Annotated in this window: 20 protein-coding genes; 7 read left to right on the forward strand and 13 right to left on the reverse strand. The window is 64.4% G+C overall.

Going from position 1 to position 23,915, the window contains the following annotated elements:
• Positions 1-225: 225 nt before the first annotated feature.
• On the forward strand, positions 226-453 hold the full coding sequence (locus ACZ522_RS01450; RefSeq protein ID WP_379691869.1) for a hypothetical protein: 228 nt from the start codon (positions 226-228) through the stop codon (positions 451-453).
• Positions 454-465: 12 nt separating this feature from the next.
• Here the strand turns inward: ACZ522_RS01450 and ACZ522_RS01455 are convergent, their stop codons facing one another.
• The 8 genes from ACZ522_RS01455 to ACZ522_RS01490 all read right to left on the reverse strand — a co-directional run bounded on the left by ACZ522_RS01455 (position 466) and on the right by ACZ522_RS01490 (position 9,788).
• The gene (locus ACZ522_RS01455; RefSeq protein WP_379691870.1) at positions 466-1,422 is read right to left on the reverse strand and encodes a glycosyltransferase family 2 protein; all 957 of its coding nucleotides are present in this window, start codon (positions 1,420-1,422) and stop codon (positions 466-468) included.
• A gap of 194 nt (positions 1,423-1,616) precedes the next feature.
• Positions 1,617-2,705, reverse strand: coding sequence for a DUF1616 domain-containing protein (locus ACZ522_RS01460; protein ID WP_379691871.1), 1,089 nt, complete (start codon positions 2,703-2,705; stop codon positions 1,617-1,619).
• Positions 2,706-2,799: 94 nt separating this feature from the next.
• Positions 2,800-4,731: a hypothetical protein gene (locus ACZ522_RS01465; protein WP_379691872.1), complete on the reverse strand. Its 1,932-nt coding sequence runs from the start codon at positions 4,729-4,731 to the stop codon at positions 2,800-2,802.
• A complete protein-coding gene (locus ACZ522_RS01470) occupies positions 4,728-5,675 on the reverse strand; it encodes a glycosyltransferase family 4 protein (RefSeq protein ID WP_379691873.1) in 948 nt (315 codons plus the stop codon). The genes ACZ522_RS01465 and ACZ522_RS01470 overlap by 4 nt, the downstream gene beginning before the upstream one ends.
• A gap of 257 nt (positions 5,676-5,932) precedes the next feature.
• The gene (locus tag ACZ522_RS01475) at positions 5,933-6,700 is read right to left on the reverse strand and encodes a formyltransferase family protein (protein WP_379691874.1); all 768 of its coding nucleotides are present in this window, start codon (positions 6,698-6,700) and stop codon (positions 5,933-5,935) included.
• Positions 6,687-7,943: a carboxylate--amine ligase gene (locus ACZ522_RS01480; RefSeq protein ID WP_379691875.1), complete on the reverse strand. Its 1,257-nt coding sequence runs from the start codon at positions 7,941-7,943 to the stop codon at positions 6,687-6,689. The genes ACZ522_RS01475 and ACZ522_RS01480 overlap by 14 nt, the downstream gene beginning before the upstream one ends.
• On the reverse strand, positions 7,940-8,998 hold the full coding sequence (locus ACZ522_RS01485; protein WP_379691876.1) for a DUF354 domain-containing protein: 1,059 nt from the start codon (positions 8,996-8,998) through the stop codon (positions 7,940-7,942). The genes ACZ522_RS01480 and ACZ522_RS01485 overlap by 4 nt, the downstream gene beginning before the upstream one ends.
• Before the next feature lies 1 nt (position 8,999).
• Positions 9,000-9,788 carry a polysaccharide deacetylase family protein gene (locus ACZ522_RS01490; protein ID WP_379691877.1) on the reverse strand — a complete coding sequence of 263 codons (789 nt, stop codon included), beginning with the start codon at positions 9,786-9,788 and terminating at the stop codon, positions 9,000-9,002.
• A gap of 377 nt (positions 9,789-10,165) precedes the next feature.
• On the opposite strand from ACZ522_RS01490, the gene ACZ522_RS01495 reads away from it, so the two are divergent.
• Positions 10,166-11,068, forward strand: a complete 903-nt coding sequence (locus ACZ522_RS01495; protein ID WP_379691879.1) for a polysaccharide deacetylase family protein — start codon at positions 10,166-10,168, stop codon at positions 11,066-11,068.
• 20 nt (positions 11,069-11,088) lie between these two features.
• On the opposite strand, the gene ACZ522_RS01500 is transcribed toward ACZ522_RS01495, so the two are convergent.
• The gene (locus tag ACZ522_RS01500) at positions 11,089-12,138 is read right to left on the reverse strand and encodes a glycosyltransferase family 2 protein (RefSeq protein ID WP_379691880.1); all 1,050 of its coding nucleotides are present in this window, start codon (positions 12,136-12,138) and stop codon (positions 11,089-11,091) included.
• 382 nt (positions 12,139-12,520) lie between these two features.
• Here ACZ522_RS01500 and ACZ522_RS01505 point away from each other — a divergent pair, with 382 nt between their 5' ends.
• The 4 genes from ACZ522_RS01505 (at position 12,521) to ACZ522_RS01520 (ending at position 18,461) form a co-directional block, all read left to right on the forward strand.
• Complete coding sequence (locus ACZ522_RS01505) at positions 12,521-14,173, forward strand: alkaline phosphatase family protein (RefSeq protein WP_379691881.1); 1,653 nt, start codon at positions 12,521-12,523, stop codon at positions 14,171-14,173.
• A gap of 7 nt (positions 14,174-14,180) precedes the next feature.
• A complete protein-coding gene (locus ACZ522_RS01510) occupies positions 14,181-15,290 on the forward strand; it encodes a lipid II:glycine glycyltransferase FemX (protein WP_379691883.1) in 1,110 nt (369 codons plus the stop codon).
• Between the two features lie 2 nt (positions 15,291-15,292).
• A complete protein-coding gene (locus tag ACZ522_RS01515; protein WP_379691884.1) occupies positions 15,293-16,303 on the forward strand; it encodes a lipid II:glycine glycyltransferase FemX in 1,011 nt (336 codons plus the stop codon).
• A 643-nt stretch (positions 16,304-16,946) separates the two neighbouring features.
• Entirely contained in the window at positions 16,947-18,461 is a 1,515-nt protein-coding gene (locus ACZ522_RS01520; protein ID WP_464391657.1) for a hypothetical protein, read from the forward strand.
• A 6-nt stretch (positions 18,462-18,467) separates the two neighbouring features.
• On the opposite strand, the gene ACZ522_RS01525 is transcribed toward ACZ522_RS01520, so the two are convergent.
• The 4 genes from ACZ522_RS01525 to ACZ522_RS01540 all read right to left on the reverse strand — a co-directional run bounded on the left by ACZ522_RS01525 (position 18,468) and on the right by ACZ522_RS01540 (position 22,530).
• Entirely contained in the window at positions 18,468-19,649 is a 1,182-nt protein-coding gene (locus ACZ522_RS01525) for a DegT/DnrJ/EryC1/StrS family aminotransferase (protein WP_379691820.1), read from the reverse strand.
• A gap of 127 nt (positions 19,650-19,776) precedes the next feature.
• Positions 19,777-21,294, reverse strand: coding sequence for a lipopolysaccharide biosynthesis protein (locus ACZ522_RS01530; protein WP_379691821.1), 1,518 nt, complete (start codon positions 21,292-21,294; stop codon positions 19,777-19,779).
• Positions 21,295-21,647: 353 nt separating this feature from the next.
• A complete protein-coding gene (locus ACZ522_RS01535) occupies positions 21,648-21,887 on the reverse strand; it encodes a DUF7120 family protein (RefSeq protein ID WP_092539191.1) in 240 nt (79 codons plus the stop codon).
• A 205-nt stretch (positions 21,888-22,092) separates the two neighbouring features.
• On the reverse strand, positions 22,093-22,530 hold the full coding sequence (locus ACZ522_RS01540; RefSeq protein WP_379691822.1) for a hypothetical protein: 438 nt from the start codon (positions 22,528-22,530) through the stop codon (positions 22,093-22,095).
• Positions 22,531-22,816: 286 nt separating this feature from the next.
• Here ACZ522_RS01540 and ACZ522_RS01545 point away from each other — a divergent pair, with 286 nt between their 5' ends.
• On the forward strand, positions 22,817-23,740 hold the full coding sequence (locus ACZ522_RS01545; RefSeq protein ID WP_464391658.1) for an NAD-dependent epimerase/dehydratase family protein: 924 nt from the start codon (positions 22,817-22,819) through the stop codon (positions 23,738-23,740).
• Positions 23,741-23,915: the final 175 nt, after the last annotated feature.

The raw sequence follows: 23,915 nt of genomic DNA on the forward strand, positions 1-23,915 counted from the left end.
ACATTGTCTGTACTCTCCCCTACGAGGCCAATCGTTATGACTCCTCTTCCGGTCGGAAAAACAAGACGTTTCGGCGATTAGCTTCGGGTTTTTGACCATTCCGGCGAACGGCCCGCTCGCCGTCAGCTTCTCCGGACTGTCGCCGCACGGAAGGTGTTGTTCGACCGACCGAAGCCGAATCTCGCGGCACAAAAGACTATATATTTCAGAACTCTAATAGTTCGTATGACGTACGAGCCGGAGGACACCTCGAAGGGTGACGAGTACCGCCACACCGACGGGACGCGCGAAGTCGTCTTCGCCCTGGCGGACGGGCGCATCCTGACGGTCAAAGAGTACCCGAACGGCGAGGCGTTCGACGACGGCGTGGCGGACGCGACGTACGTCGGCGTGGAGGACGACGTGGCCGACCTGCCCGACGCGTCGTCGTTCGCGGACGATACCGAGGAGTGACAGCGCCGGCCGCTAGGCCTCCTCCTCGCGGTCGTAGCGCGAGTCGAGGTGGTCGTTGATGCGCTTGTCTGCCACCATCGCCACGAGGACGAACGCGGCGCTGAGCGCGAACCTGACGACGCCGCCGTTCGACTTACCGTCGCGTTCGACGGCGGAACGCGCGACGCTCGCGACTCCGGCGAGTCCGGCGAACAGGCTCAGTCCGTACAGCGCCGCCGGAGCGTAGACGCCCGCCGGGAGGTACTGGACGGTGATGCGCCACAGGAAGTTTCGGAACAGCATCCGCGAGACGTTCGGGATGTACGTCGAGTACCGGATGTGACTCTCCTCGTCCTCGTATATCCCGGGCACCGGCACGTCCACGACGCGCATCCCCGCGACGTTGAGTTTCACGAGCAGGTCGTTGCAGTAGCCGTAGAACTCGTACATCTCCTCTACGTCGACGGCTTCGAGAGCCCGCAGCGAGATGGCCGTGTAGCCGTTCTGTGGGTCGCCGATGCCCCAGTACCCGCTCGATATCTTCGTGAGGTACGTGAGGATGACATTGCCGACGAACCGGAACGTGGGCATATCCTCCCTGTCCTCGGCGTCCAGCAGTCGGTTCCCCTTCGCGTAGTCGGCGTCGCCCTCGATTATCGGTTCGATGACGGTGCTCAACTGGTCGGGGTCCATCTGCCCGTCCGCGCCCATCACCGTCGTCACGTCCATCTCGTCGTCTCTCGCCCGGAGATAGCCCGTCTTGATGGCACCCCCGACGCCGCGGTTCTCCTCGTGTCGAATCGGCACGACTCGCCCCTCGTCGTCCTCCTCGACGAACCGCCGAATCTCGTCCCACGTCCCGTCGGTGGAGTCGTCGTCGATGACGTACACCCTATCTACGAACGAGGGAACCGTCGCGAGAACGTCGTAGACGAACGGTTCTTCGTTGTACGCTGGTACGACGACGCCAACTGCGTGTTCCTTGTACATTGTGGTGAAAGTACGCGCCGCGAACTGCGTCCGACCGCGGCGGTGTCCCATATACGGTCAGCGTACCCCTCCTCAGGGCATTGTTATTCTCTACATACAACCCGCGTCCGGGATTTCGGCGCATCGCTCCGTCGCTAACCTGGCGTTAACAGGGGTGAGAATACGACGTTCGGCGGCGAGGGTCGTTCGGGGAGTCAGGAACCGGAACCGGAGCCAGAACTGGAACTGGAACCGGAACCGGAACTACCCCCGGTGACGTCCACGTACAGCCTGAGGTTCCGGTAGGCGTTCTCCGCCGTCGGGTTCGCCGGCGCGTCGCCGCGGTACAGCAGGTACGTCAGGCGGACGTCGTCTCCGCTCATCGTCGGCGTCACCGAGTGGTTAAGGTACGCCGTCTCGCCGCTCTCGACGCTGGCGTTCAGACGCCGTAACTCCTCGCTCTCGACCACCCGCGTATCGTTTCCGGTCCCGTTCGATTCGACGCGCTGTTCGAGGACGACGACGGTGTACTGCTGGGAGTGCTCCTCGCGGTTCTCCACCGCCGCGGTCAGTTGCGTCGGTTCGCCGACGGTGAGGTCCTTCGGGTAGTCGTTCGCGACGAGTTCTCCGGTCTCGTTCTCCGAGAGGATGTAGAACTCGGTGAACGACTCCCCCTGCGGGGCCGGCGGCGCGGCGAGGGCGTACGCCGTCGTGGCGAGTGCGAGAAAGAGGCTCGCCACCACGACGACGTTCAGGGCCGTTCCGACGGCGGAGTCGCCGCGGAACGACCACCCGCCCGCGCCGACTGACGGGACGGCGGGAGCGAATCGCTCCCGTCGGGGGACGGACGACCGGCGCGCGACGGCGATTATCGCGAACGCCAGCGTGAGCGCCGTCACCGCGACGAGAACCGGGATGCGCCGAACGCCGAACGGCGTGAAGTTCAACAGGAGGGCGGTCATCGGGACGAGTATCACGCTGGCGAGAACCGAGAGGACGACCCTCGCCGGCGAGTCGAGTCCACGCGCCAACCGCGGAATCACCTCTTCGTCCGTCGTCTCCTCGTCCGTCGTCTCTTCGTCCGTCGTCTCCCGCACCGCGGCCTGCCTGACGTAGAGTGCGGATACGAAGGCGTACCCCGGCAAGAAGATGAGGAGCGGTAGTACGAAGACGATCTGAATCAGGGACCCCGAGAAGAATGGGACGAAGACCATCGCGGCGGCGAGTAGCGTCGCCAGTACGACGACGACCAAGTCCCACGGGCGGCCAGCGCGCGACGTCTGCGACGTTCGCTTCTCTGCCATAGCACGGCGTGATGGGGGAGGAGGCTTTGTTATACGACGCATAGCGCCGGACGTCGACGCCGTCGCGCCCGCGAAACCGCGTTCGAGGGGGGCGTCACCCCGTCGCGACCGAACACATCAGCACGTCGCCGTTGTCGTACAGCAGGTTCTGGTCCGACGGACAGATCTCTCGGGCCGAGAAGTCGCGTATCACCACCGCGTCCCCTTCGCCCGTCGCGTACATCGACGCGCCGGAGGACTGGTACTCCCTGTAGACGGTGACGCCCTGCGCGACGGGTTCACCCCTGTCGTTCAACTCTATCGGCACCGCCAAGTGTCCCCCGGCGCGCGTTATCATCGCTCGGTAGGGGTGGTCCGTGTAGATGGGTGCGCTCGGCGACGGGTTCGTCGCCTGGATGGTGTTTATCGCCGCCAGTTCGGACTCCGTGTTCGAGTACCGGGGGGTGTAGTTGTCGAACACGGGGTCGTCTATCGTCGCCTTGTCCGCGACGAGCATCGCGCCCGGGAACACCAACGCGAACACCACGACGGCGGCGACGATGCCCCTCGACGGGAGATTCCGCGAGAGCGCGTACAGTCCGACCGTCCCGATGACGACCATCGGGACGTACATGAACGCTATCCAGCGTCCGGGGAGGAACGTCCGGATGCCGAACACCGGCAGGATGTACGCGAAGACCATCATCCCGACGGTGGCGACGATGAGCGTCACGCCCGACTCGCGCAGGCGGTTGCGGTTGAGGACGACCAGCGAGCCGAACACCGTGAGGAAGAACAGGAGGAAGAAGCCGAGCTCGTTGATGTAGGGGATGTACGGCGCGAGCGGACCCTGCGCCCCGGCCGCGGCCGAACTGCTCCCGCCGGCGAGGTTGAGAAAGCCCGCGGAGCGAGCGAGCGTCACCTGCACGAGGACGAGCATCCGCGTGACGAACGACGTTCCGCTTATCGGCGTCAACATCCAGTTGACCGCGAGCGCGACGGTGTAGACGCCGACGACGCCGAGGAGTTTCTTCGGGTCCGTCGCGCGGACGCTCGACCACCCCGTCCGCGGCATCACGTCGAACGCGAAGAGGAGCGTCGCCACCCCCGCGGACAGGAGGAGGACGAGCGTCACGAACGCAGACACCTGGTGGGTGAGGATGACGCCGATACCGAAGAACAGCACCGCCGCGTAGTCGCGCGCCGTCGCGTCGAGGTGGAAGACGCGGACCAACGCGTACACGACGCCGAGGAACAGCGCCAGACCGAGGCTGGTCGGGATGAGGTGCAGTCCCCACCGGACGATGTGGTCGCCGACGGCGAACAGTCCGACCGCGAACACCGCCCACCGCGGCGTGACGAAGAACCGCGCGATGCTGTAGACGAGAAGGAAGAAGACGGACATGACCGTGCCGACGGTGAGGAACAGGGCCTGCCGCATCGAGACGCCGAGGAACTCGGTGGCGACGACGACGAGGAGGTGGTACAACGGCGCGGCGACGTACTTCACGTCCGAGATGGCCGACAGCGACCCCGCCCGGAGAATCGAGGCGGCGTACTCGCCGATGTGCGTCCAGCTGTCGATGCCGATGAACCCCGGCGTGGTGTACAGTCCGACGAACCGGACGACAACGGCGAGCGCCGTTATCTCCGCGAGCAACAGCCACGGCCTGAACTCGGCTTCGTCGGTGAAGAGCGCCTGAAAGAGGATGAGCGAGGCGACGACGCCGCTCGAAAGGAGGAACAGGGGCGTCCGCGTCCCCGCCTGAAGCGCGATGAGGAGCAAGCCGGCGATGCCGACCGCGACCGCCGCGACGGAGAGTTTCGTGAACGCGACGCCGAGGCGCGGCAGCTCTGTCTCCTGCCTGTCGTACCACGCGATGAACAGGTAGAGCAGGCACGCCACGCCGAGGAGGACCGGAATCGTCGTGATGTATATCTGCGAGGAGTAGAACCGCAGGAAGAACAGGAGGAAGGCGAGTATCAGTCCGACTGCCGCCGCGAGAACGTCGAGTTGGCGGCTCAGCAGGTCGTGGGTGTGCTTCATGCGCTCACCCCCGCCCCCGCTCTCGGGGCGTCGAGAACGCTCTCGTACACCGAGAGGATGTTCTCGCCCATCCGTTCGAGGCTGTACTCCTGTACGTACTCCCGCCCGTCGAACTCCTCGCCGCCGGCCGCCGCGTCGGCGACGCCGCGGGCCAACTCCTCGTCGTCGTCGCTGACGACGGCGCCCGGTATCTCGTCGGCGTACTCCGCGATGTCGCCCACGTCCGTCGTGACGACGGGGCAGTTACAGGCGAGTGCCTCACGCACGGAGTTCGGCGACCCTTCCCACTTGGAGGTGAGAAGGAGGGCGTCGGCGGCGTTCATGTACGTCGGCATCCGGTCGTGCGGGACGCCCGAAATCGTCTGGAGTTCGATGTCCTCGCCGAGTCGCTCCTCGGCGCGTTCGACGACGCGCTTCGCCCGGGGGTAATCTTTCGCGTCGCGCGTCGTGTCGTACGGGAACAGCACGTGGTTCCCGTCGCGCGCCCACCCGAGTTCCTCGCGCGCCCGTCCCTTGGGCGCGGGCGAGAAGAGGTCCATGTCGATGCCGTGCGGGACGACGGTGCACTCGACGCCGAGTTCGTCGCGCATCTCCTCGGACATCACGATGACGGCGTCGGCCAACTGCGCGCACCACTCGCTGAGCGCGCCGTACTGTCCCATCACGTCCGATCCCCAAAGCGAGAGGACGACCGGACGGGTCGGTTGGGCGAGGGCGGCGGGGGCGGTCAGCCCGTAGTTCGCGTGTACGATGTCGTAGTCGCCGTTCCACGCCTCTCGGAGCGTGTCGCGGTAGAACGAGGCGTACTGCCGGAGCGACCGGGTGCCCTCCGGCGGGCGCGGCACCGTCACCACGTCGCAGACGACGCCCTCGTCCTCCAACACGTCCACCTGCTGTTCGAAGAACGGCCTCCGCGTCGTGACGAGTTGCAACGTTCGTATCATCTGTGGTGTGTCGGCGAACGGGGGGACTCGACCGTCGTTTCGCGCTTTCCGGACACGCGGCGCTGGTGACGAACCGGGGACATCACGTTCTCACCCGCCCTGGGGAGGCGGTGAGCGGCGGAGACTTCTCTAAACATATCCGAAGGTAGCGGCTTCGGGATGTTTTGTTAATAGCGGACTACACCGTCACCCCCGCACTAACGGCCGGATAACAGTTCTCGTCCCGTGACCGTCCGCGATAACGAGGGGTCCGCCGCTCACTCCGGCGGGATTTCCCACCGCGCGTCCGACCCGAGGGCCCAGAGCGCTCGGTTGACCGCGCCGCGGACGAGGACCGTTCGCCACTCCGCCAGCGAGTAGTAACTGCCCGAGGCGTTCTCGATGCCCTCGTAGCCGTCTTCGACCAAGAGCAGGGCCTCACGGAGCAACGTCGCCGTCGTCTCCGCGGACCGCCAGAGGATGTCCTTCGGCGTGTCGAACAGCCCGATTTTGAACCTGTCGCGACAGAGGATGCGGCCATCGTCGAACTCCTCGGTGAGGAAGTGGACGGACGCGCCGCCCCACCGCTTCCCGTTGGCCCACTGGACGCGGTGCATCGCGGGCCCGCGGTAGTCCGGGAGGTACGACCCGTGGCAGTTCAGCGCCGCCACCTCGGGCATCTCTATCACGTCGCCCGGAATCAGCTTCGTCCACCCGCAGGAGACGAGATACGCGAACGACTCCTCGTCGTCGGTCACCGCCGCCACGTCTCCGGCGGGCGAACTCGGGTCGTCGGCGACGGCGTACCGGACGCCGCGCCGCCGGAGAGCATCGACAAGTCGCCCGGAGGCGCCGTCCACGACCACCCGCGGGTCGTACCGCTCTCTGAACGACGCACTCGACAGGAGACTCTGCAACGTGACCGTCGCTTTCACCGCGTCCGCGGGCATCAGGAGCACGAGCGTTCGACGGTCGGACTCTCCTTCGCCGCCGAACTCGCTCTCGTCCCCGTCCCCGCCGTCGGTTCGGGCGTCAGAACGGGTCATCGCCGCCCCTCCAGAGGTCCAGCGCCCACCCCATCGACGTCGCCAGTCCGCCCGGGGCGATCCACGCGCGCAGGTCCCTCGGGTCGATATCAACGCGCGCGGGCGGCCACGCCAACGACGCGAGCGACCGGGGAAGCGACTCCTCGTCGTGTTTCAGCGAGAAGTACACCTCGCGAAGCGGGAACACCATCTCGCCCGTCTCCGACGGCGACCCGTCGAACGACTCCCGCGAGAGGCCGAGACTGCTCGCCACGAGGGTGCTCGCGAAGCGGTAGCCGTACCGACTCGCGAGGGCGTAGGAGGCCCAGAACTTGGGGTTTATCTCCATCAGCACCCACTCACCGTTCTCCGCGCGCTTGTACTCGACCAGCGCGACGCCGTCCCACTCTAGCGCTTCGAGGAGTGCCTTCGACTTCGCGGCGAGTTCCTCGTCGCGCAGGACGCGCACTCTGGTTCCGGTGCCGCCCTCGCGGGGGATGGAGCGCACCTCGTCCTGTCCGAACTCCAACTCCGGCGTCCCGTCGTCGAACAGCAACCCTATCGCGTAGGTGTGGCCGTCGCCCTCCACGTACTCTTGGACGATGATGTCGCCGCCCTCCTCGCGGTGGCGAAGTTCCTCGTACGCCTCCCACAGTTCCGCCTCGCTCTCGACTTTCGAGACGATGTTCCGGCCGGCCTCCTTCTCGGCCTTCAGGAACACGGGGTACGACAGTTCGCTCGCGTCCAACTGCGGGTCGGCGTCGGGACCGGTCGGCAGGCGGCCGTACTCCTCGGGCGTCCGGATGCCGACGCTCTCGCCGACGGCGGCGGTGTCGCCCTTGTCGAAGGCCGTCTCCAACGCGTCCGAAGACGGGAGGCGGAACGCCACGCCGTCGGGAATCTCGTCTCGAATCTCGTCCAACACCTCGACGGTGAGGTGGCCGACGGGCAGGACCGCGTCGGGGCGGAATCGCTCTATCGCCCGGAGGACGGACGCCGCGTGCCTCTCTCTGTCCTCCTCCGCCGGCGGCACGACGACGCTTTGGTCGCAGTACCGCGACTGCACGATGGGGTTCGTCCGCTCCTCGCCGACGCCGACGATTCTCGCGTCCAAGTCGCGGGAGAGTTCGGCGGCTATCTGCAGCGCGTACACGTGGTGCCGACCGAGAATCATCACCGTCGGCGGCGAGTCTGGCTCCGGCGGTTCGCTCGTTTCGTGCGACGGTTCGGCCGTCTCGTCCGTCGGTGCGGTACTCTCGCTCATCGGTGGGCGGCGTCGTAGATGAGGTCCAACATCGTGTTCGTCACGTCCGGTTTGTCCTCGACGAGTCGTCGTCGGCGCTCCTTCCACGCGTCGTCGCTCTCGGGGTTCTCGACGATCTCGGCTATCTTCCGCATCGCCGCGTCCTCGTCGGCGTAGGAGAACAGGAGTCCGTACTCCTCCTCTAACTCGACGAAGTTGTTCATGTCGCCGTCGCCGACGACGGAGTTCGCGCGTATCGCGGGCGTGCCGAGGAGTGCGGCCTCCGTGGGCATCGTCTGGGAGTCGCCGACGTACAGGTCCGCGTAGTACAACAGGTCGTGAATCCGGTGCGCGGGGACGGAGATGCGGTACTCCTCGAACTCCGGGGGGAGTTCCTCCTCGCTCGTGATGTACACGTCGCCCCGGTCCGAGAGGTACTCGACGAGTTCTCGCTTCCCGTCCGGCGAGAGTCCCTGACTCCCCACGTCGTGGTAGGCGTCCCACCCCGCGAAGCGGAGGACGAAGAAGGGGTCGTCCGGTTCGACGCCGTACTCCCTGAGCACGTCGGCGTCGGGTTCGAACCAGTCGGGGTGGAGGTACGACAGTTCCTGAAAGCCGACGATGTCGTGTTTCCGCGCGGGGACGGGCACGTCGAACCCCGGCGGCGTGCATATCTTGTCCACGAAGGGGCACGTCGCGCCGTGGTAGAGCGCTCGTATCACCCGCGAGCGCAGGATGGTGTCCTTGAAGATGACGTTCCGGCTCCCGGTCATCCGCGAGACGTGCACCGCGGGCGGGTTGAGGCGACTCACCACCACGTCCGGGTCGAACGATCGGGCCAGAGACAGCATCTTCGCCTCTCGCTTCGCCCACTCGGCGGCGAGTGCGGGCGCGCCGCCGTCGCGTTCGGCGGTGAGGGGCGTGTGGTCGATGCCGTACTCGTCGAGCAAGTCGGTCGTAATCTCCTTCTCGCGGGAGGTGACGTGGACGCCGTGTCCGTCGGCTTCTAGTTCCCAGTACGCGTTCTTGAATAGGTGAACCTGCGCCGGGTGGTTGACGTCGAACAGTACCCTCATCTCATCTCACCAAGTTGAGCACGCGCTTGCCGGCGTTCATCGTGAAGTCCTTCGCGTTCTCGACGACCATCTCGGTGGAGTCCTTCGCCCACCGGTTCGGGTGGCTGAGGAGACAGAGGCGGGGAATCTCCCTGTCTTCGAGGAGGCGAATCAGTTCGCTCGTCTCTCCGACCTGCCGTCGCTTTCCGTCCTCGCCCACGGTGTGGTCCTTTATCTTCAACGCGCCGTCCTCCCACGTCCGGCCCGTGTCGGAGAAGTAGATGACGTCGGCGAAGTCCATCGAGAGGTACGCCTCCCCGAGGAGGCCGTACTCCTCGAACTGCCCCTCGGGGTCCGCGGCCCACATGTCGCGGTTGTCGTACGACGTGAGCGGATTGCCGTGCATGCACGCCGTCCGAACCTCCGCGAGTTCGCGGAGGCGTTCGAGTTCGGTGCCGAAGCTCTCGTGGGCCGCCGTCACGTCGCCCTCCGCCCGGTCCATGTCCTCGTAGTGGTAGCCGATTTCGTGGCCGAGAGCGTCGATTTGGCGTATCAACTCCGGGCGGAACACCTTCTCTATCGTCCGGAAGTAGTAGGTGCTCGGAACGTCGAGTCGGGCCTCAAGACGCGCCATCGCCAGCGCGTTCTCCGGCTTCCGGTCCACGTCGTGGCGGTGGACGACGAACCGTTCCGGCAGTTCGTCCGCCCGCTTCCGCGTGAGGTACTGGCGGACGGTGAGGTGGTCGTACCCGGCGTCGAGGCTCGCCCGCAGGAGTGCCTCGTACTTCTCGAAGGTGAACTCCCCCATCATCGGTCGCTCACCACGCGATACGCTCCCTCCGACCGTTCTCGTCGTCGTCGGCGAACGCTCCCTGCGCAGTCGTTTCGACCGCTCGCCCCGGCGAGGCGGCTCCCTCGTCCGGTTGCGAGCGGTCCGTCCGCGGGAGGAGACTCTCGCCCGACGTCCGTTCGTTGAATCATGTGTCTCTCCTGGTGCGCGTTACGGCGCGCTCGTAAACTCGGTGTCGGCCGGCGGCCTTTGTTATACAATGGGTAGATCCTCCGTGCCGCGAGACGGGCGCAGCGGCCGGTAGCGCTTCGATGCGGGCGATTCGTCGTTTCAATAATGTTGTATATTTAGCCGAATACGCGCCCAATAACAATCTCTCGATTGGGTGAGAACGTACTATGGGTTCCGTCGTCATCTCCCTCGACGCCGAACTCGGATGGGGCTACGTCGATTACGACGACCCTCCCGACCGCGTCCGGCACGCGCGTTCCGGGTGGCGAACGCTCCTCTCGATGTTCGACGAGTACGATATCCCCGCGACGTGGGCCGTCGTCGGTCACCTCATGCTCGACGACTGCGACGGCGAACACGCGGACGTCCCCGCCTCGGACGGGTGGTTCTTGAAGGAACGCGACTCCGGGCGGTTCGGCCCCGACCAGCGGTTCGGGTACGGCCTCGTCGAGGCAGTCGAGGACGCGTCGGCGGACCACGAACTCGGCTCGCACTCCTTCTCGCACCCGGAGTTCGACCGAATCGACCGCGCGTGGGCGGACGCGGAACTGCGGCGGTGCGTCGAACTCGCGCGCGAACGCGGCTACGACCTCGACTCGTTCGCCTTCCCCCGAAACAGCGTCGGACACAGGGACGTACTCGCGGAGCACGGATTCACCTGTTACCGGGGCGTCTCGCCCGTCACCGACGCCGACTCGCCGCTGAAACCCCTCCGGACGCTGACCGGCGGGACGGCCCTCGACCGGCGGTCGTTGCTCGTCGCGCCGCGCGTCGACGAACGCGGACTCGTGAACGTCCCCGCGTCGCTGTACCTGTTCAGTTTCGAGGGGACGGCCCAGCGAATCGCCGAACCGGTGGTGGGCGACCCCATCGTCCGGGCGGCGAGGCGCGGAATCGACCAGGCGGCCGAACGAGACGGCGTCTTTCACGTCTGGCTCCACCCGAACAACGTCTGGCGCGAGTACACCAGAGAGCGCGTGCGAGCGATCCTGGAGTATCTGGACGAACGCCGTCGGGACTCCGCGCTGACCGTCGAGACGATGCGCTCCGTCGCGGAGGACGTTCGCTGACCCCGCGTTCGCTGCCCCGTTTACTCGCTCGCGGACGTGTGGACCGGCGGTTCCGCGACCTGAACCGTCTCGATTCGGTCGATCGGATACTCGCTCGCCGGGCGCGCCGGGTCGCGGAATCCCCAGATCATTCCGCACAGCGTCAGCATCTGTCCGAGGATGAGGGTCACGGCTTCGGTGAGTCCTCTCTCCGAGGCGAGTACGTAGAACCCCGCCGCCGTCATTCCGAGCCACCCGACGAGGAGTATCGGCGAGAGGAGCGAGAACGCGCCGAGCACACCCCACGCCCCGACGAACAGCTTGTTCCGCATCCGATAGAGGTGGCGCACGAATCGCCGCGGCGAGTCTATCGACTTTCGAATCGCCTGTCCCGCCCCCGTGACGTACCCGTTCCGAAGCCTCCGGAAGGGTTCCGTCGGCCCGGACGCGACCGGGTGTTCCGCGACGACGACGGGGAGGCGACAGAGGCGGTACCCTGACTCGCCGAGTCGGAAGCCGAGGTCGATATCTTCGAGGGACCGGAGGAACGGATCGAACCCGCCGACGGCCCGAAGCTTCTGGGCGTCGTAGAGGGCCACGCCCCGAACCGCGCCCACGGTCACTATCTCGTCGTGGTCGCGGTTCTCGTTGAGGTGGCCGTCCACCGCGGCCACGTCGGGGTACTCCCGGAGGAGATCGCATGCCCGCCGTAACCAGCCGTCGGTCACGTCCATGTCGCCGTCGACGAACAGGACGAACTCGCCGTCCGCGACGTTCGTGCCGACGTACCTCCCCGCGGAGGGCGTCGAGAGGTCGTCCGAGGGTATCCGTAACACCGTGATGGGGTACTCGCGCGCGATATCGACGGTGTCGTCCGACGAGTTCGAGTCCACGAGGATGACCTCGAAGCTCGGCACCTCCTCGCACAGTTCGAACACCGAGTCGAGACACCGGCCGATGCGGTCCGCCTCGTTGTACGTGACGACGACGACGGAGACGGTGGGGTCCGTCGCACCGCCGTCTCCGGACTGCGACGCGTCGCTCTCCGCTACCGGTTCCGAATCGACGTTTCGGCCGTTGCGCTCGCTCATGGGTGGGTAAACATAGGTATCAGACGCTTCTTCGGTTGCGCGACATCGCTCGATTGATATCGTGCCTTCCCCGCGACGGTGTTTTGTTAGCCGTCTCATAGTAGCCGCTCGACGGCGAACGATCCCAGTTACAGTCTCCTGAATAGACTCAAAAACCCGTCTCGGCGACTGTGAGTCACTCTGAGCCGATTGTCGGCGTCGGTGCGAACGTCGCGTCCCACACCTACGGCATCAGCGCGACCATCCCTCGAAAGTCGGCTCGATTCGTCACCGCCGCTTTTCCGAGACTCGGCCGAGCGACGCTCGGTTTGGCTGGCATGAATATTCCATCTCGCCCATAGGAACGGTATAACAAAGCGAAATACGGGAATGGAAAGGAGTGATGGACGGGAGCCACGGAACTGACCTGACGACGCTCTTGGTCGGAATCGATGCGGGCTGTCAGTCCGTGTTAGAGCCCCTCTTCGAGGCCGACGAACTTCCGAACCTCCGGTCGGTGTTTCAGGGGGGCGTCAGCGGACCGCTTGAATCGCAGATTCCGCCGTGGACGGCCAGCGCGTGGCCCTCGATGTACACGGGGAAGAACCCGGGCAAACACGGCGTCTTCGGATTTCTCCACTTCGACGGCTACGAGGAGGACGTCGTCAACGCGACTCGGGTTCGGGAGCCGTCCCTGTGGGAACTCCTCGACTATCACGGCCTGACGAGCGTCGTCGTCAACGTTCCGGTGACCTCCCCTCCGAAGTCGTTCGACGGGGCCCTCGTTCCGGGCTACGTCGCGCCCGAGAACCCGCCGTGTCACCCCGATGGCCTCCTCGAAGACGTCCGCGACGAACTCGGCGAGTACCGGGTGTACGCGGACATCGACGAGACGAAAGACGAAGCGACGTACCGTTCTCTCGTCCGGTCGCGCGGCGAGGCGTTCCGCTACCTCGCTGACCGGTTCGACCCCGACTTCGGCTTCGTCGAGTTCCAACAGACCGACTCCGTGTTCCACGAACACCCGGGGGACGACGAACTGGTTCGGGCGGTGTACCGCGAGGTGGACGAACAGGTCGGTCGCATCCTCGACGAACACGACCCGGCCAACGTCGTGGTGGCCAGCGACCACGGGATGGGACCGTACGACCGCTACGAGTTCCGCGTCAACGAGTTCCTCCGCGACGAGGGCTACGTCGAGGCGACGCAGGGCGGTGAGGGGATGCCCTCGTGGGTGAAGATACGCGAAAACCGACTCCACGAGGGCGACGCGGGCGACCAACCCCCGGACGCGGACGCGGACACGGACGCGGGCCGCGGAAGTCCGCTCGAAACCGCGGTTTCGACGGCGGCGAGGTTCGGACTCACGACGGAACGCGTCGCCGCCGCCCTCCGCAAAGTCGGCCTCGACGCCGCCGTCGCGCGCGTCGTCCCGGAGAACGTCCAGAGCGCCGGGATGTCCCGCGTCTCCTTTCCGGAGTCGAAGGCGTACATGCGCGACCTGATCGAACTCGGCGTCAGAATCAACCTCGAAGGGCGGGAGCCCGACGGGACGGTTCCGCAGGCGAAGTACGAGGACGTCCGGGACGAACTCATCGAGGCCCTCCGGTCGGTTCGGACGCCGGACGGCGACCCCGTCTTCGAGGACGTGGCCCGCCGCGAGAAGTACTTCTACGGCCCGGAGGCGGAGAACGCGGTGGACGTGGTGACCGTCCCGTCGAACTTCGACCACTACCTCAGCGCGCAGCTCTACGGCGAACAGTTCGGCGAACCGACCGAACCGTGGAACCACAAGCGGTTCGGCATCGTCGCCGCGCGGGGCGACGCGATAGACGAGTCGGCCGGCGTCCGCGGAGCGCACCTCTTCGACGTCGCGCCGACGGTTCTGGCGACGTTCGGGCTCCCGGCGGACGAACGGATGGACGGCGACCCGTTGGACGCGGTGGAGGCCGCCGGCGAGACGGAGTACCCCGACTTCGACTCCGGCGAGACCGTCGAAACGGACGACGACGCGGTGGAGCAGCGTCTCTCCGATTTGGGGTACCTCGACAACTAACAGAACAATGGCAGACTTAGCGTTTCGAGTACACGACAGCATCGACGCGGTGAACGAAAATCAGTGGAATCACGTCGTCGAACACTCGACGAACGGGAGCGTCTTCCACCGCTACGAGTGGCTGAAAGCGGTGGAGGAGAGTCTCAGCTACGATCCGAAGCACGTCACCGTCGAGAAGAAGGGGAACCCGGTCGCGGTGTTTCCGAACTTCGTCACGGACATCGACCTCCCGTCCGTCTCGTCGCTGTTGGAGAACACGCCCCTCTCGGCGGTGGGAGACGCCGCGTCGGTACCGTCGCTCGGCGAGGTACCGCTCAGGCGTGTCATCTCCGCGACGCCGGGGTACGGCGGCCCGGCGATAACGACGAACGAGGAGGAGGTTCTCGACCTCCTGATGGAGAGCGTCGACGAAATCTGCGACGGTAACGTGCTCAATCACGTCATCAAGGCGAAAGAGACGGAGTACATGCGGTACGGGAAGTACCTCGCAAAGCAGGGGTACCAGCCCAAACTGACCGACTGTCGCTTCGAGATCGACCTCACGTACGACTGGGACGACATCGAGGCGAACATGGCCAAGGAACGGCGCAAGGCGATCAGAAAGGGCCGGAAGTCGGAGACGACCGTCCGCGAGGTGGACCTGACGACGGACGAACTTCGAGAGACGTACCGCCAGTACCGGGCGAACATGACGCGCGTCCGCGGCCACGTCTACCCCTTCGAGTTCTTCGAGCGACTGGCCGAGGAGATCCCCGACCGGACGAAGATATTCGCCGCCGAGGCCGACGGGGAGGACGTGGGCCGGTACGTCTACTTCCTCGACGACGAACGCGACACGCTCCACTACTACTTCCCGGCCATCGGCGACGAGTCGAACTTCGAGCACTACCCCTCCGAACTCCTGCACGAACACGCCATCAAGTGGGGGAAAGAGCAGGGGTACAACTACTACGACTTCGGGAGCACCGGCTCGACGTTCAAAGACGGTGTGTTCAGGTACAAGGAGAAGTACGGCGGCAGACCGATTCCGACGCTCCAGTGGGAGAAGGGACAGTCGCCGCTGCTGTGGGGCGCGTACAAGCTGGCTCGGAGCGCCTACCGGAAGAAGGTCTACTGACAATGAGCATCGAAATCGAAGAGATAGGCCGAGACGAGTACGATACGTGGGATAGCTACGTCGAACAGTCGCCGAACTCGAACCTGTTTCACCAGTCGAAGGCGCTGGAGCTCCAAGCGGAGTTCTCCGGCGCGGAGGTACACCCCCTCGTCGGGTACAAGGGGCAGGAACCTGTCGGGCTGTTCCCCCTCTTCGAGATGGAGAAGGGGCCGTTCACCGCGGTGTTCTCGCCGCCGCCGAAGCTGTGGATACCCCGGCAGGGGCCGGCGCTTCTGAACATGCAGAAACTGAAGCGCCGGAAGCGGGAACGCCGCCTCAAGCGGTTCATCGACGGCTGCGTGGAGTGGCTCGACGAGAACGTGGGCCACGACTACGCGGAGATTCGAACCGCGGGCGACTACCACGACGCCCGCCCGTTCAAGTGGAACGGGAGCGAGGTCACCCCGGAGTACACCTACGTCGTGGACCTGACCGTCGACGAGGACGAGCTGATGGGGCAGTTCAGCAGCGACGCCCGGAGCAACATCCGTAACACCGACGAGGACTCCTACACCGTCGAAGAGGGGACCGTCGAGGACGTAGACCGGATCCTCGAACAGGTGCGCGACCGGTACGAGGCGCAGGGGAAGGCGTTCAACATGGCCCGCGGGTTCGGTCGGAGCCTGTACGAGGCGCTTCCGGACGGACAGGTTCGACCCTACGTCTGCCGCTCCGACGGCGAGTACCTCACGGGCATCCTCGCGTTCGAGTACGACGGGCGAACCCACCGCTGGCAGGGGGGCGTCAAGCCGGACTTCGACGTGGACATCCCCACGAACGACCTGCTCGATTGGCACATCATGAGCGACGCGATGGACCGGGGCCTCGACCAGTACGACCTGGTCGGCGCGGGGAACCCGCGACTCAACGAGTACAAATCCAAGTTCGGACCCGAGCTCGAGCTGTTCTACGACATCGAACACGGGTCCGCGCCGGCGACGATGCTCGTCGACCTCTACCGGCGGTTCGCCTAGCCCTCGGTTCGCACCGGCCCGCGCGCCCGGTTCGGCCCGCGTCTTCGCCCCCGTTTTCGGTTCTAATCCTCCCTTTACTGTCAAGCAAACTTTACTTACTGGCAAATATTTCCGAGTGTGAACGGGTTCTGCGCGGCCGTCAGGTGAAGTAGACCATCTGACAGGAAATGGTAATTAATGTGTTAAGTGTGTTCAGTTTATCGAATATGTAGTCTCGATACAATCCGTGCGGATATGGACGGGTCGGGGCGCTCGGGTCCCCCGATAAGTCTCTGTTAAGAGCTCTCCGCCGAGTCTTAAAGCACCAAATTCATACTTTAATATTTTAACTATATTAAGAAAATTTATTTGATCCTTTGCCTACTTTTAGTCACTATACTAGATTCTGAACTATTTGTGGATGAGAAAATTTATAAGCTAATGCTCATCCTAATCGGGTGTAATGAGGCGTGAAACCGACGCGGCGCGAAGCACGGACGACACAGAGGGTGGCTCTTTCATGGGCCGTCGACCCTATCTCAAACTCGCGGGTGCGGCGGTCGGGGCTATTGCCCTCGGGAGTTCGAGTGCAAGTGCGGCAGAGACGTCCGTTGTCGTCGTCGATGGACGAGGGGGAACCGATAAAACTGACTATGTCATCGAAGTGAGCGATTCGATAAAGAAAATCAACACTTCTATCGCAGACACGCTGTCGGACTCGGTCTCGGACACTCGGGTCGAGGGGAGCATCGCCGACGGCGTCGACGCCTACGAGTACACGGGTCACGTCGTTGACTTCGACTTCGACGGTTCGGCGAGGGTGACCACCAAGCCGACGCTGAAGGACGTCTCGTCGGACCTCGTACCTGAGGAGACGAGCAAGAACAAGATCGAAGTCGTCAGCGACGGCTCGATAAAGTACGAGTTCACCACCTCCGGAAAGATAACCAAACTCTTCGAAAACGGGAAGAAGAGCGCGGAGGAGGGGAACGACTCGGTCACGGAGAACGACGACGGAACGTGGTCCGCGTCGGGCTTCACCGGTAACGGCTACGGCGATGGCTTCGAGTTCGAGGGCGAACTGAAGGCGTTCACCCCGAACTCCGGCGACTTGAAGCTCCTCCTCAACGGGAAGGAGGTCTCGCCTGATGACTTCGGCGACGTTTCGAGCGATTCCAGCTCCGACTCCGACTCCGACTCCAGCAGCAGCAGCAGCAGTTCCAGCGGAAGTAACGAGTCCCACATCGGCGGCGGCGAGGGCTACTCGAACGTCGTCCCCGAGTCCGAGGCGACGACGGTCGCTTCGAGCCTCTCGGAGCTCAAAAGTGCGCTCAACGGCGCGTCCAGCGGCGACATCGTCTACGTCGCGGGCGACGCCGAAATCAACCTGGGTGAATCGCAGCTCACCGTCCCGAGCGGCGTCACGTTGGCCTCGAACCGCGGTATCGGCGGCGCGAAAGGCGGCCGACTCTACACCAAGGGCCACCCGTGGGGGATGCTCACCCTCGAGTCGAACGTCCGCGTGACCGGGCTCCGCATCGCCGGTCCCCGGTGGGACTGGGTCGACGAGACGGAGACCACGGAACTGGGCCTCGACGCGTCGGGCTCCGGGGTTGAAATCGACAACATCGAAGGGTACGGATGGGGCTACGCCGTCGCCCGAACCGCGGACGACACGCACGTCCATCACTGTCACCTCCACCACTGCTCTCGGATGGGTCACGGCTACGGGATCGCGACCGAAGGGAGCGACTACCCCATCATCGAGTACAACCGGTTCGAGCACAACCGCCACAGCGTCCAGGGGAACGGCGGCGGCTACGAAATCCGGTACAACGTCGTCGACGTGCCGGGCATCAGCCACGTATTCGACCAGCACCGCCCCGGCGGCAAGACGATGAAGATTCACCACAACACGGTTCGCGTGGCCAAGGACAAAGGCGGGCGCGACGGCGGCGGCGGCAACGCGCCGGCTGTCGCCATCCGAGGCACCCCGAGCGACGTCGCGGAGATTCACGACAACTGGTTCTACAACGACAAGCAACCGCGCAGCAGTCCGAGCGGGTGGACCGACGAGGCCATCATCCAGGTCCACACGGACAGCTGGCAGAACGTCGAGTTCAACAACAACCACTACGGCTCCGACGAACCGGCGTCCGACGTCGGCCACCCGCGGTAACACCGCTTACAGGTAGTCGACGGCACTCGAACCGACGTCCGACCGACCAACGGCGGACAGTTCGGATTCGATAGCCGAAACGAGGCAGTCAACGGTTCCGTCGGGCATCTGGTGGTGGACGGGGAACACGAGCGTCGAGGTGCGGAGGACGCTCGTTGCTGAGTACGCTTCCAGAACGCGCTTTCCTTCTTCGAGCGGCCAAATGTACCGAGTGACGGGTAACCCCCGTTTCCGAAGCGCCTGATACAGCGTCTCTCGACGCTTGTGTCCGCCCGGCAGTCGAACCGCGACGCCATAGGGGCAGGCACCTTCGTGCGCTTCGGGCGTCAGGACGGTCAGCTCCTCTATGCTCTCCAGACGGGTCCTGAGTCGTTCGTATAGGTCGCGTCGCGTCCGCTGCACCTCCCGAGGCGAGGTGTGGGAGAAGCCGACGTTCGATATCCACCCCGGCAGCTTCGGCGGCCACGCCCCCGCCGGCGGGTCGGATATCCTGTCGTAGTGGTACTCGAAGGAGTGGTACGAACCGTTTCCGTTGAGCGACCTGACGAACGGCCGGGCGTCTACGCTGTCGATGAGTGTCGTCGCCGCCAGCGTCAGCAGGTCCGACGTCTCCGACACCTGCTCTACCGGCGGCACCGGCGCAGTACCGCGCGTCACGAGGAGGCCCCCGTTCGGTGCCGGAAGCGTCTTGTGGAGGCTGTAGAGCGCCGCGTCGCCCGTAGAGCCGAGCAGTCGTCCGTCGGCGTCCCGACTGAACGCGGCCCGCGAGCAGTCCTCGATAACGGTCGCTCCCTCCTCTCGGGCGACGTCTACGAGTCGCCGGAAGTTCGGGTCGGCGAAGCCGAGGTAGTGGGTAAAGAGGACGACTTCCGGCCGCACCTCCCGGATTCTGTCGGACACCTCGTCGAACGGGTACGAGAGCGACTCCGAAATCGGGTAGTACTCGATGTCCAGTCCCGCCTTCCGGAACGGCCAGACCGCGCTTTCCGGGACGTACGCCGGGACGAGAGCCGCCCCGTCGTTCAGGTCGAGATTCTCTAAAAAGGCGTACACGCCCGTTCGCCCGTACGCGTACAGTTCCTTCCGGCCCTGCGGGATCCACTCGTCGTCGGCGAACCAGGGCGGTAGCCCCGGGTCGCGTCCGTCGAGCCAACGGAGACGAACAGTCGGTTCGGTAGGCACGAACATTATATCAATTTTCGAGGGGTTCGGACCGACACGCGCCGAACGTTCCTCGGAAGTGACCTACGCTTATTTCGACAGACACATGGTTTTTCTCGCTGTAACGACTTTACTAGTCGGTTAAATAACCTGTTCACTCCTGTCGCCACTGTTGGACGCTTTGGGACCAGTTGTCGATGGGCGAGGGGAAGTACGAGAGGATGTTCAGTACCTCGGCGACGCTTGCCGCGCCGACGCCGAGTGCTGCGAAGGCGTAGACGACAAACCCGAGGACGGGAACGACGACGAGTGCCACCACGTCGCCCGTGAGTAGTTGGTCGGCGAAATAAATGACCGGCGCGGCGATAGCGCCCGCGGCGAGGATGCGCGCCGCGCGGAAGTCCTGGAGTGGATAGTAGCCGAGGTGGCGGGCGCATCCGACGTGCATGACGAGCATCGACCCGTACCCGATGCTCGTCGCCGTCGCCGCGCCTATCATCCCGAACCGGGGGATGAGCAGGTAGTTCAACACGAGGTTCAGCACCGCCGATCCGGAGGTTGCGACGATGATGGGCTTCAGGTCGCCGTTCCCCTGACTGACGGCGTAAATCGGCCGCGCGAGGGCGAACCCGACGACACCCGGAAGCAGAAACAGGAGCGGTCGAATCATCGGCACGAAGTCCTCGCCGTAGTAGTAGGGTACGAATCGGTCCGCGAGGACGGCGACGCCGATGGCCATCACGACGGTCAAAAGCGCCGTGTACCGGATGATGCGCGTGGTCAGAGAGCTGATTCGGGCGTGCTCTTCGTTCGACCAGAGCGTCGACGCGGAGTGGAGCAACAGCGCCTGCAACGCAATGGGGACGAACCAGATGTACTCGGCGACGGAGAGGGCCGCGCGGTAGTACCCGGTTTGTTCGCTCCCGAGGAACATCCGCATCATGATGATGTCCGTGTGGTACAGCGACATCACCAACAGGACGAGTGCGATGTTCAGGACGTTGAAGGTCAGAAGTTCGTTCTGAGATACCGACTCGGCGGTTCGCGTGAGGACTTCCCGGAGCGACACCCGGTTGAAGATTATCCAGAGTCCGACGACGGCGACGACGGCGTCGCCGACGATGTTGCCGAGGAGGAACCCCTCGACGCCGAACCCGAAGAAGTAGCCCAGTCCCAATCCGATGCCAAAGAGCAGTATCTTTCCGACGACGCGGAGGGGTTCGGAGTACTCCTCCAAGCCGAGTCCCATGAGGGTTCGCCGCGCGAACGCGCGGTACTGTGCCGCGACGACCAACCCCGCGAGGAGGTAGAAGTACAGGTCAAAGCGCGCGCCCAGTCGCCGTTCGACGATGCCGAGTTGCGTGACGCCGACGACGCAGACGACGCCGAGGGCGGCCAGTCCGGTGGCCAGTTTGAGGTAGAATCCGACGACGTTCGACCGCCACCCATCGAAACTTCTCTCCTCAGCGACGAACTTCTGTACCCCTTCGGTGACGCCCGAACTGAAGAATATCATCATCATGGAGAACACGGAGAGCAAGAAGGCGTAATCGCCGTACCCCTTGGGGCCGAGAACGCGGACGACGAAGGGGAGGGTGACGATGGAGATAAAGGACGTGAGCATCTTCCCGCTGAAAATCGACAGGAAGCCCTTGACGATGCTCCGACTCACGTCGCGTGCCCCCGACCCGTCTCCGGACGTTTCGTCGGCGCACGGTTCACCGACCGGTCTCCCGACCCATCGACCCGCCGGACGGTGACTCGCACTCTGTCGCGCATAGAGGTAGTGAGTATCACGTAGCCCTCGCGAGGGCGATTGTTATGTCTTATATAATCGAATCTGCCGGAAACGGCGGAGAAAAGTCGCCTCTCAGTTACATTCAGGGACGGGTGTAAGTCTCCCTGAGTCGGGTGTCCGCGTTCCGGACGCCGCCGGCCGCGCCGCGTCCGTCGCTCACCCCGAACCGGCCGACGGCGAAGGGAGTTCGCCGGAATCGGCGGAACCGCCGCCGCCGTCGTGACGCCTCAGAGGCGGTCGTCTTCGATGTTTCCGGGGTCGTCGGCGGTGTCGAACAGGTTGTTCTCCGCTCCCTCCATGAAGTCGTCACCGGGGGGCGAGTCGTCGACGACGTCGACGTTGTAGGCGTCGATACCCATGCTTATCAGTTCCTCTACCGCTTGTTCCTCTGTCACGAACTCCTCGTCGACGAGGTGTTCGAATTCGCTGAGCAGTTCGTCGGGGAGCGACACTTCGACAACGGGCATAAACGCAGATTTGCACTCCTCCTACTTGAACTGCAGGATAGGGCTAGTGAGACTGACCGATGGCCGCTTCCACACCCGATCTCGAACGCTGAACGAGCAGAGGGGTATCCGAAGTCCCCGCTCCGTTACTTCTGGCCGTAACTCGCGAGGTGGTACTCCATGACCGTCCGCATCCCCGCTACCAACTCGTTCACCTCGAGGCTCTCTATGTCGTACTCTCGGCCGAGAGCCTCGCTGTACTCGACTCCCACTCGGCCTCGAACTGCTCTCGTATCCCGTGGTCACGAATTACATCGATGGCCGTCTCGGAATCGTCTTCGAGGGAGATTATGCCTTGTTCGAGTGCGTCGACGACGACGCCCGCCGTGTCGTCGCCCTCGACGAGTTCCCGTTCCCAGGTGGTTACCCAGTTTCCGATACGGGTCATCCGCTGTAGGTCTAAGAGCAGGTGCCGAAGTTCGCCGAGTTCGCTTCGGTCGAACTGTGACGTCCCCATCAGGTTGATGTCCGCGTAGGGGAACATGACCATGTTGAACGGGCCGTGGTGACGTGACTCCGCGATGTTCGCTATCCCCGGGTTCTCAACGAGAACCTGTGCGTAGCCCATCGCATTGATGGCCTGTCTGACGTCGAATCGGAACACCTCCCGGTAATGCTGAGCGCATGGAGCGTCGATTAATAGCCTGTTAATCTCCTCCTAGCGCTCTGCTGCGAACTTCAACACCAGTCTCGACACCGAGAGCATCGTCGACGGCGTCAGGCGCGTACGGGATACGGCGCGCCTGCTCGAACCCCTTCTGCTCGTACGAACCTCGGACTCCTCGCTTCGACCGGAGGGACCGAGTCTCGACTCACCGAATTGGGGACACCTCGCAGCGTCGGCGGGTGGCCCGAAGAAGCAAGTGTCGCTGATTTGTCCGTCCGATACGATGCTTGAATCGAAGTTGGAGGGTGCGTCCGTTCTCGTCACCGGCGGCGCGGGGTTTATTGGCGGCCACATCGCGGAAACGCTGGCTGACCGGGCCGACGTCGCCGTCCTCGACGACTTCTCGACTGGTACGAAGGAGACGGTTCCGGCGTCCGTCGAAGTTCACGAGGCCGACGTTCGAGACGCCGACGCCGTCGCAGACGCCGTCGCGGGACGCGACGTGGTGTTCCACGAGGCGGCCATCGTAGACGTCGCCCAGTCCGTCGAGACGCCACGTCCGTGCCACGAGGTGAACGTGGACGGGACGCTGAACGTGTTGGAGGCGGCGCGCGAACACGACGCTCGGGCGGTCGTCGCGTCGAGTGCGGCGATATACGGCGCGCCGACAAGTACGCCGATAGGCGAGTCCGAACCGACCGACCCCGCGTCCCCGTACGGCATCGACAAACTCGCGGTGGACTACTACACGCGCCGATACCACGACCTGTACGGGCTCGATACGGTCGCGCTCCGGTACTTCAACGCCTACGGGCCCGGGCAGTCGGCGGGCGACTACTCGGGCGTCATCGACGTGTTCTTCGAACAGGCGCGCGCGGGCGAGGAACTGACTATCCACGGCGACGGCGAACAGACGCGGGACTTCGTCCATGTGGACGATATCGTGCAGGCGAACCTGCTGGCCGCGACGACGGACGAGGTCGGCGAGGCGTACAACGTCGGCACCGGCACCTCCGTCACGATAAACGAACTCGCCGAGGAGGTCAGAGCCACCGTCGGGTCCGACTCGCCCGTCGTCCACACCGACTCCCGCGACGGAGACATCCGGCGCAGTTGCGCCGACATCGGTCGAGCGAGGCGGAAACTCGGATACGAACCGACCGTCTCGCTGGGCGACGGCCTCTCGACTCTCGACGAGGTCCGTTGAGTATTCCCCCAAGAACGGCCGTGTCTCGCAACTCTCTCACCGCCCCCGACTCGTTTACTGCCGCGTTAATCCCGATACCGAGGGCCCAGACATACTACCAAAGCGAAATTTTATGTCTGAATACTATTATAGTGGGAACACTTAGAAATTAGCTACTTATTCGATTGGACTGATT

The sequence above is a fragment of the Halopelagius fulvigenes genome (assembly GCF_055398025.1).

Coding starts and splice junctions, on each gene's coding strand:
- ACZ522_RS01450 (WP_379691869.1), top strand. CDS start 226: ATGACGTACGAGCCGGAGGACACCTCGAAGGGTGACGAGTACCGCCAC.
- ACZ522_RS01455 (WP_379691870.1), bottom strand. CDS start 1,422: ATGTACAAGGAACACGCAGTTGGCGTCGTCGTACCAGCGTACAACGAA.
- ACZ522_RS01460 (WP_379691871.1), bottom strand. CDS start 2,705: ATGGCAGAGAAGCGAACGTCGCAGACGTCGCGCGCTGGCCGCCCGTGG.
- ACZ522_RS01465 (WP_379691872.1), bottom strand. CDS start 4,731: ATGAAGCACACCCACGACCTGCTGAGCCGCCAACTCGACGTTCTCGCG.
- ACZ522_RS01470 (WP_379691873.1), bottom strand. CDS start 5,675: ATGATACGAACGTTGCAACTCGTCACGACGCGGAGGCCGTTCTTCGAA.
- ACZ522_RS01475 (WP_379691874.1), bottom strand. CDS start 6,700: ATGACCCGTTCTGACGCCCGAACCGACGGCGGGGACGGGGACGAGAGC.
- ACZ522_RS01480 (WP_379691875.1), bottom strand. CDS start 7,943: ATGAGCGAGAGTACCGCACCGACGGACGAGACGGCCGAACCGTCGCAC.
- ACZ522_RS01485 (WP_379691876.1), bottom strand. CDS start 8,998: ATGAGGGTACTGTTCGACGTCAACCACCCGGCGCAGGTTCACCTATTC.
- ACZ522_RS01490 (WP_379691877.1), bottom strand. CDS start 9,788: ATGATGGGGGAGTTCACCTTCGAGAAGTACGAGGCACTCCTGCGGGCG.
- ACZ522_RS01495 (WP_379691879.1), top strand. CDS start 10,166: ATGGGTTCCGTCGTCATCTCCCTCGACGCCGAACTCGGATGGGGCTAC.
- ACZ522_RS01500 (WP_379691880.1), bottom strand. CDS start 12,138: ATGAGCGAGCGCAACGGCCGAAACGTCGATTCGGAACCGGTAGCGGAG.
- ACZ522_RS01505 (WP_379691881.1), top strand. CDS start 12,521: ATGGACGGGAGCCACGGAACTGACCTGACGACGCTCTTGGTCGGAATC.
- ACZ522_RS01510 (WP_379691883.1), top strand. CDS start 14,181: ATGGCAGACTTAGCGTTTCGAGTACACGACAGCATCGACGCGGTGAAC.
- ACZ522_RS01515 (WP_379691884.1), top strand. CDS start 15,293: ATGAGCATCGAAATCGAAGAGATAGGCCGAGACGAGTACGATACGTGG.
- ACZ522_RS01525 (WP_379691820.1), bottom strand. CDS start 19,649: ATGTTCGTGCCTACCGAACCGACTGTTCGTCTCCGTTGGCTCGACGGA.
- ACZ522_RS01535 (WP_092539191.1), bottom strand. CDS start 21,887: ATGCCCGTTGTCGAAGTGTCGCTCCCCGACGAACTGCTCAGCGAATTC.
- ACZ522_RS01545 (WP_464391658.1), top strand. CDS start 22,817: ATGCTTGAATCGAAGTTGGAGGGTGCGTCCGTTCTCGTCACCGGCGGC.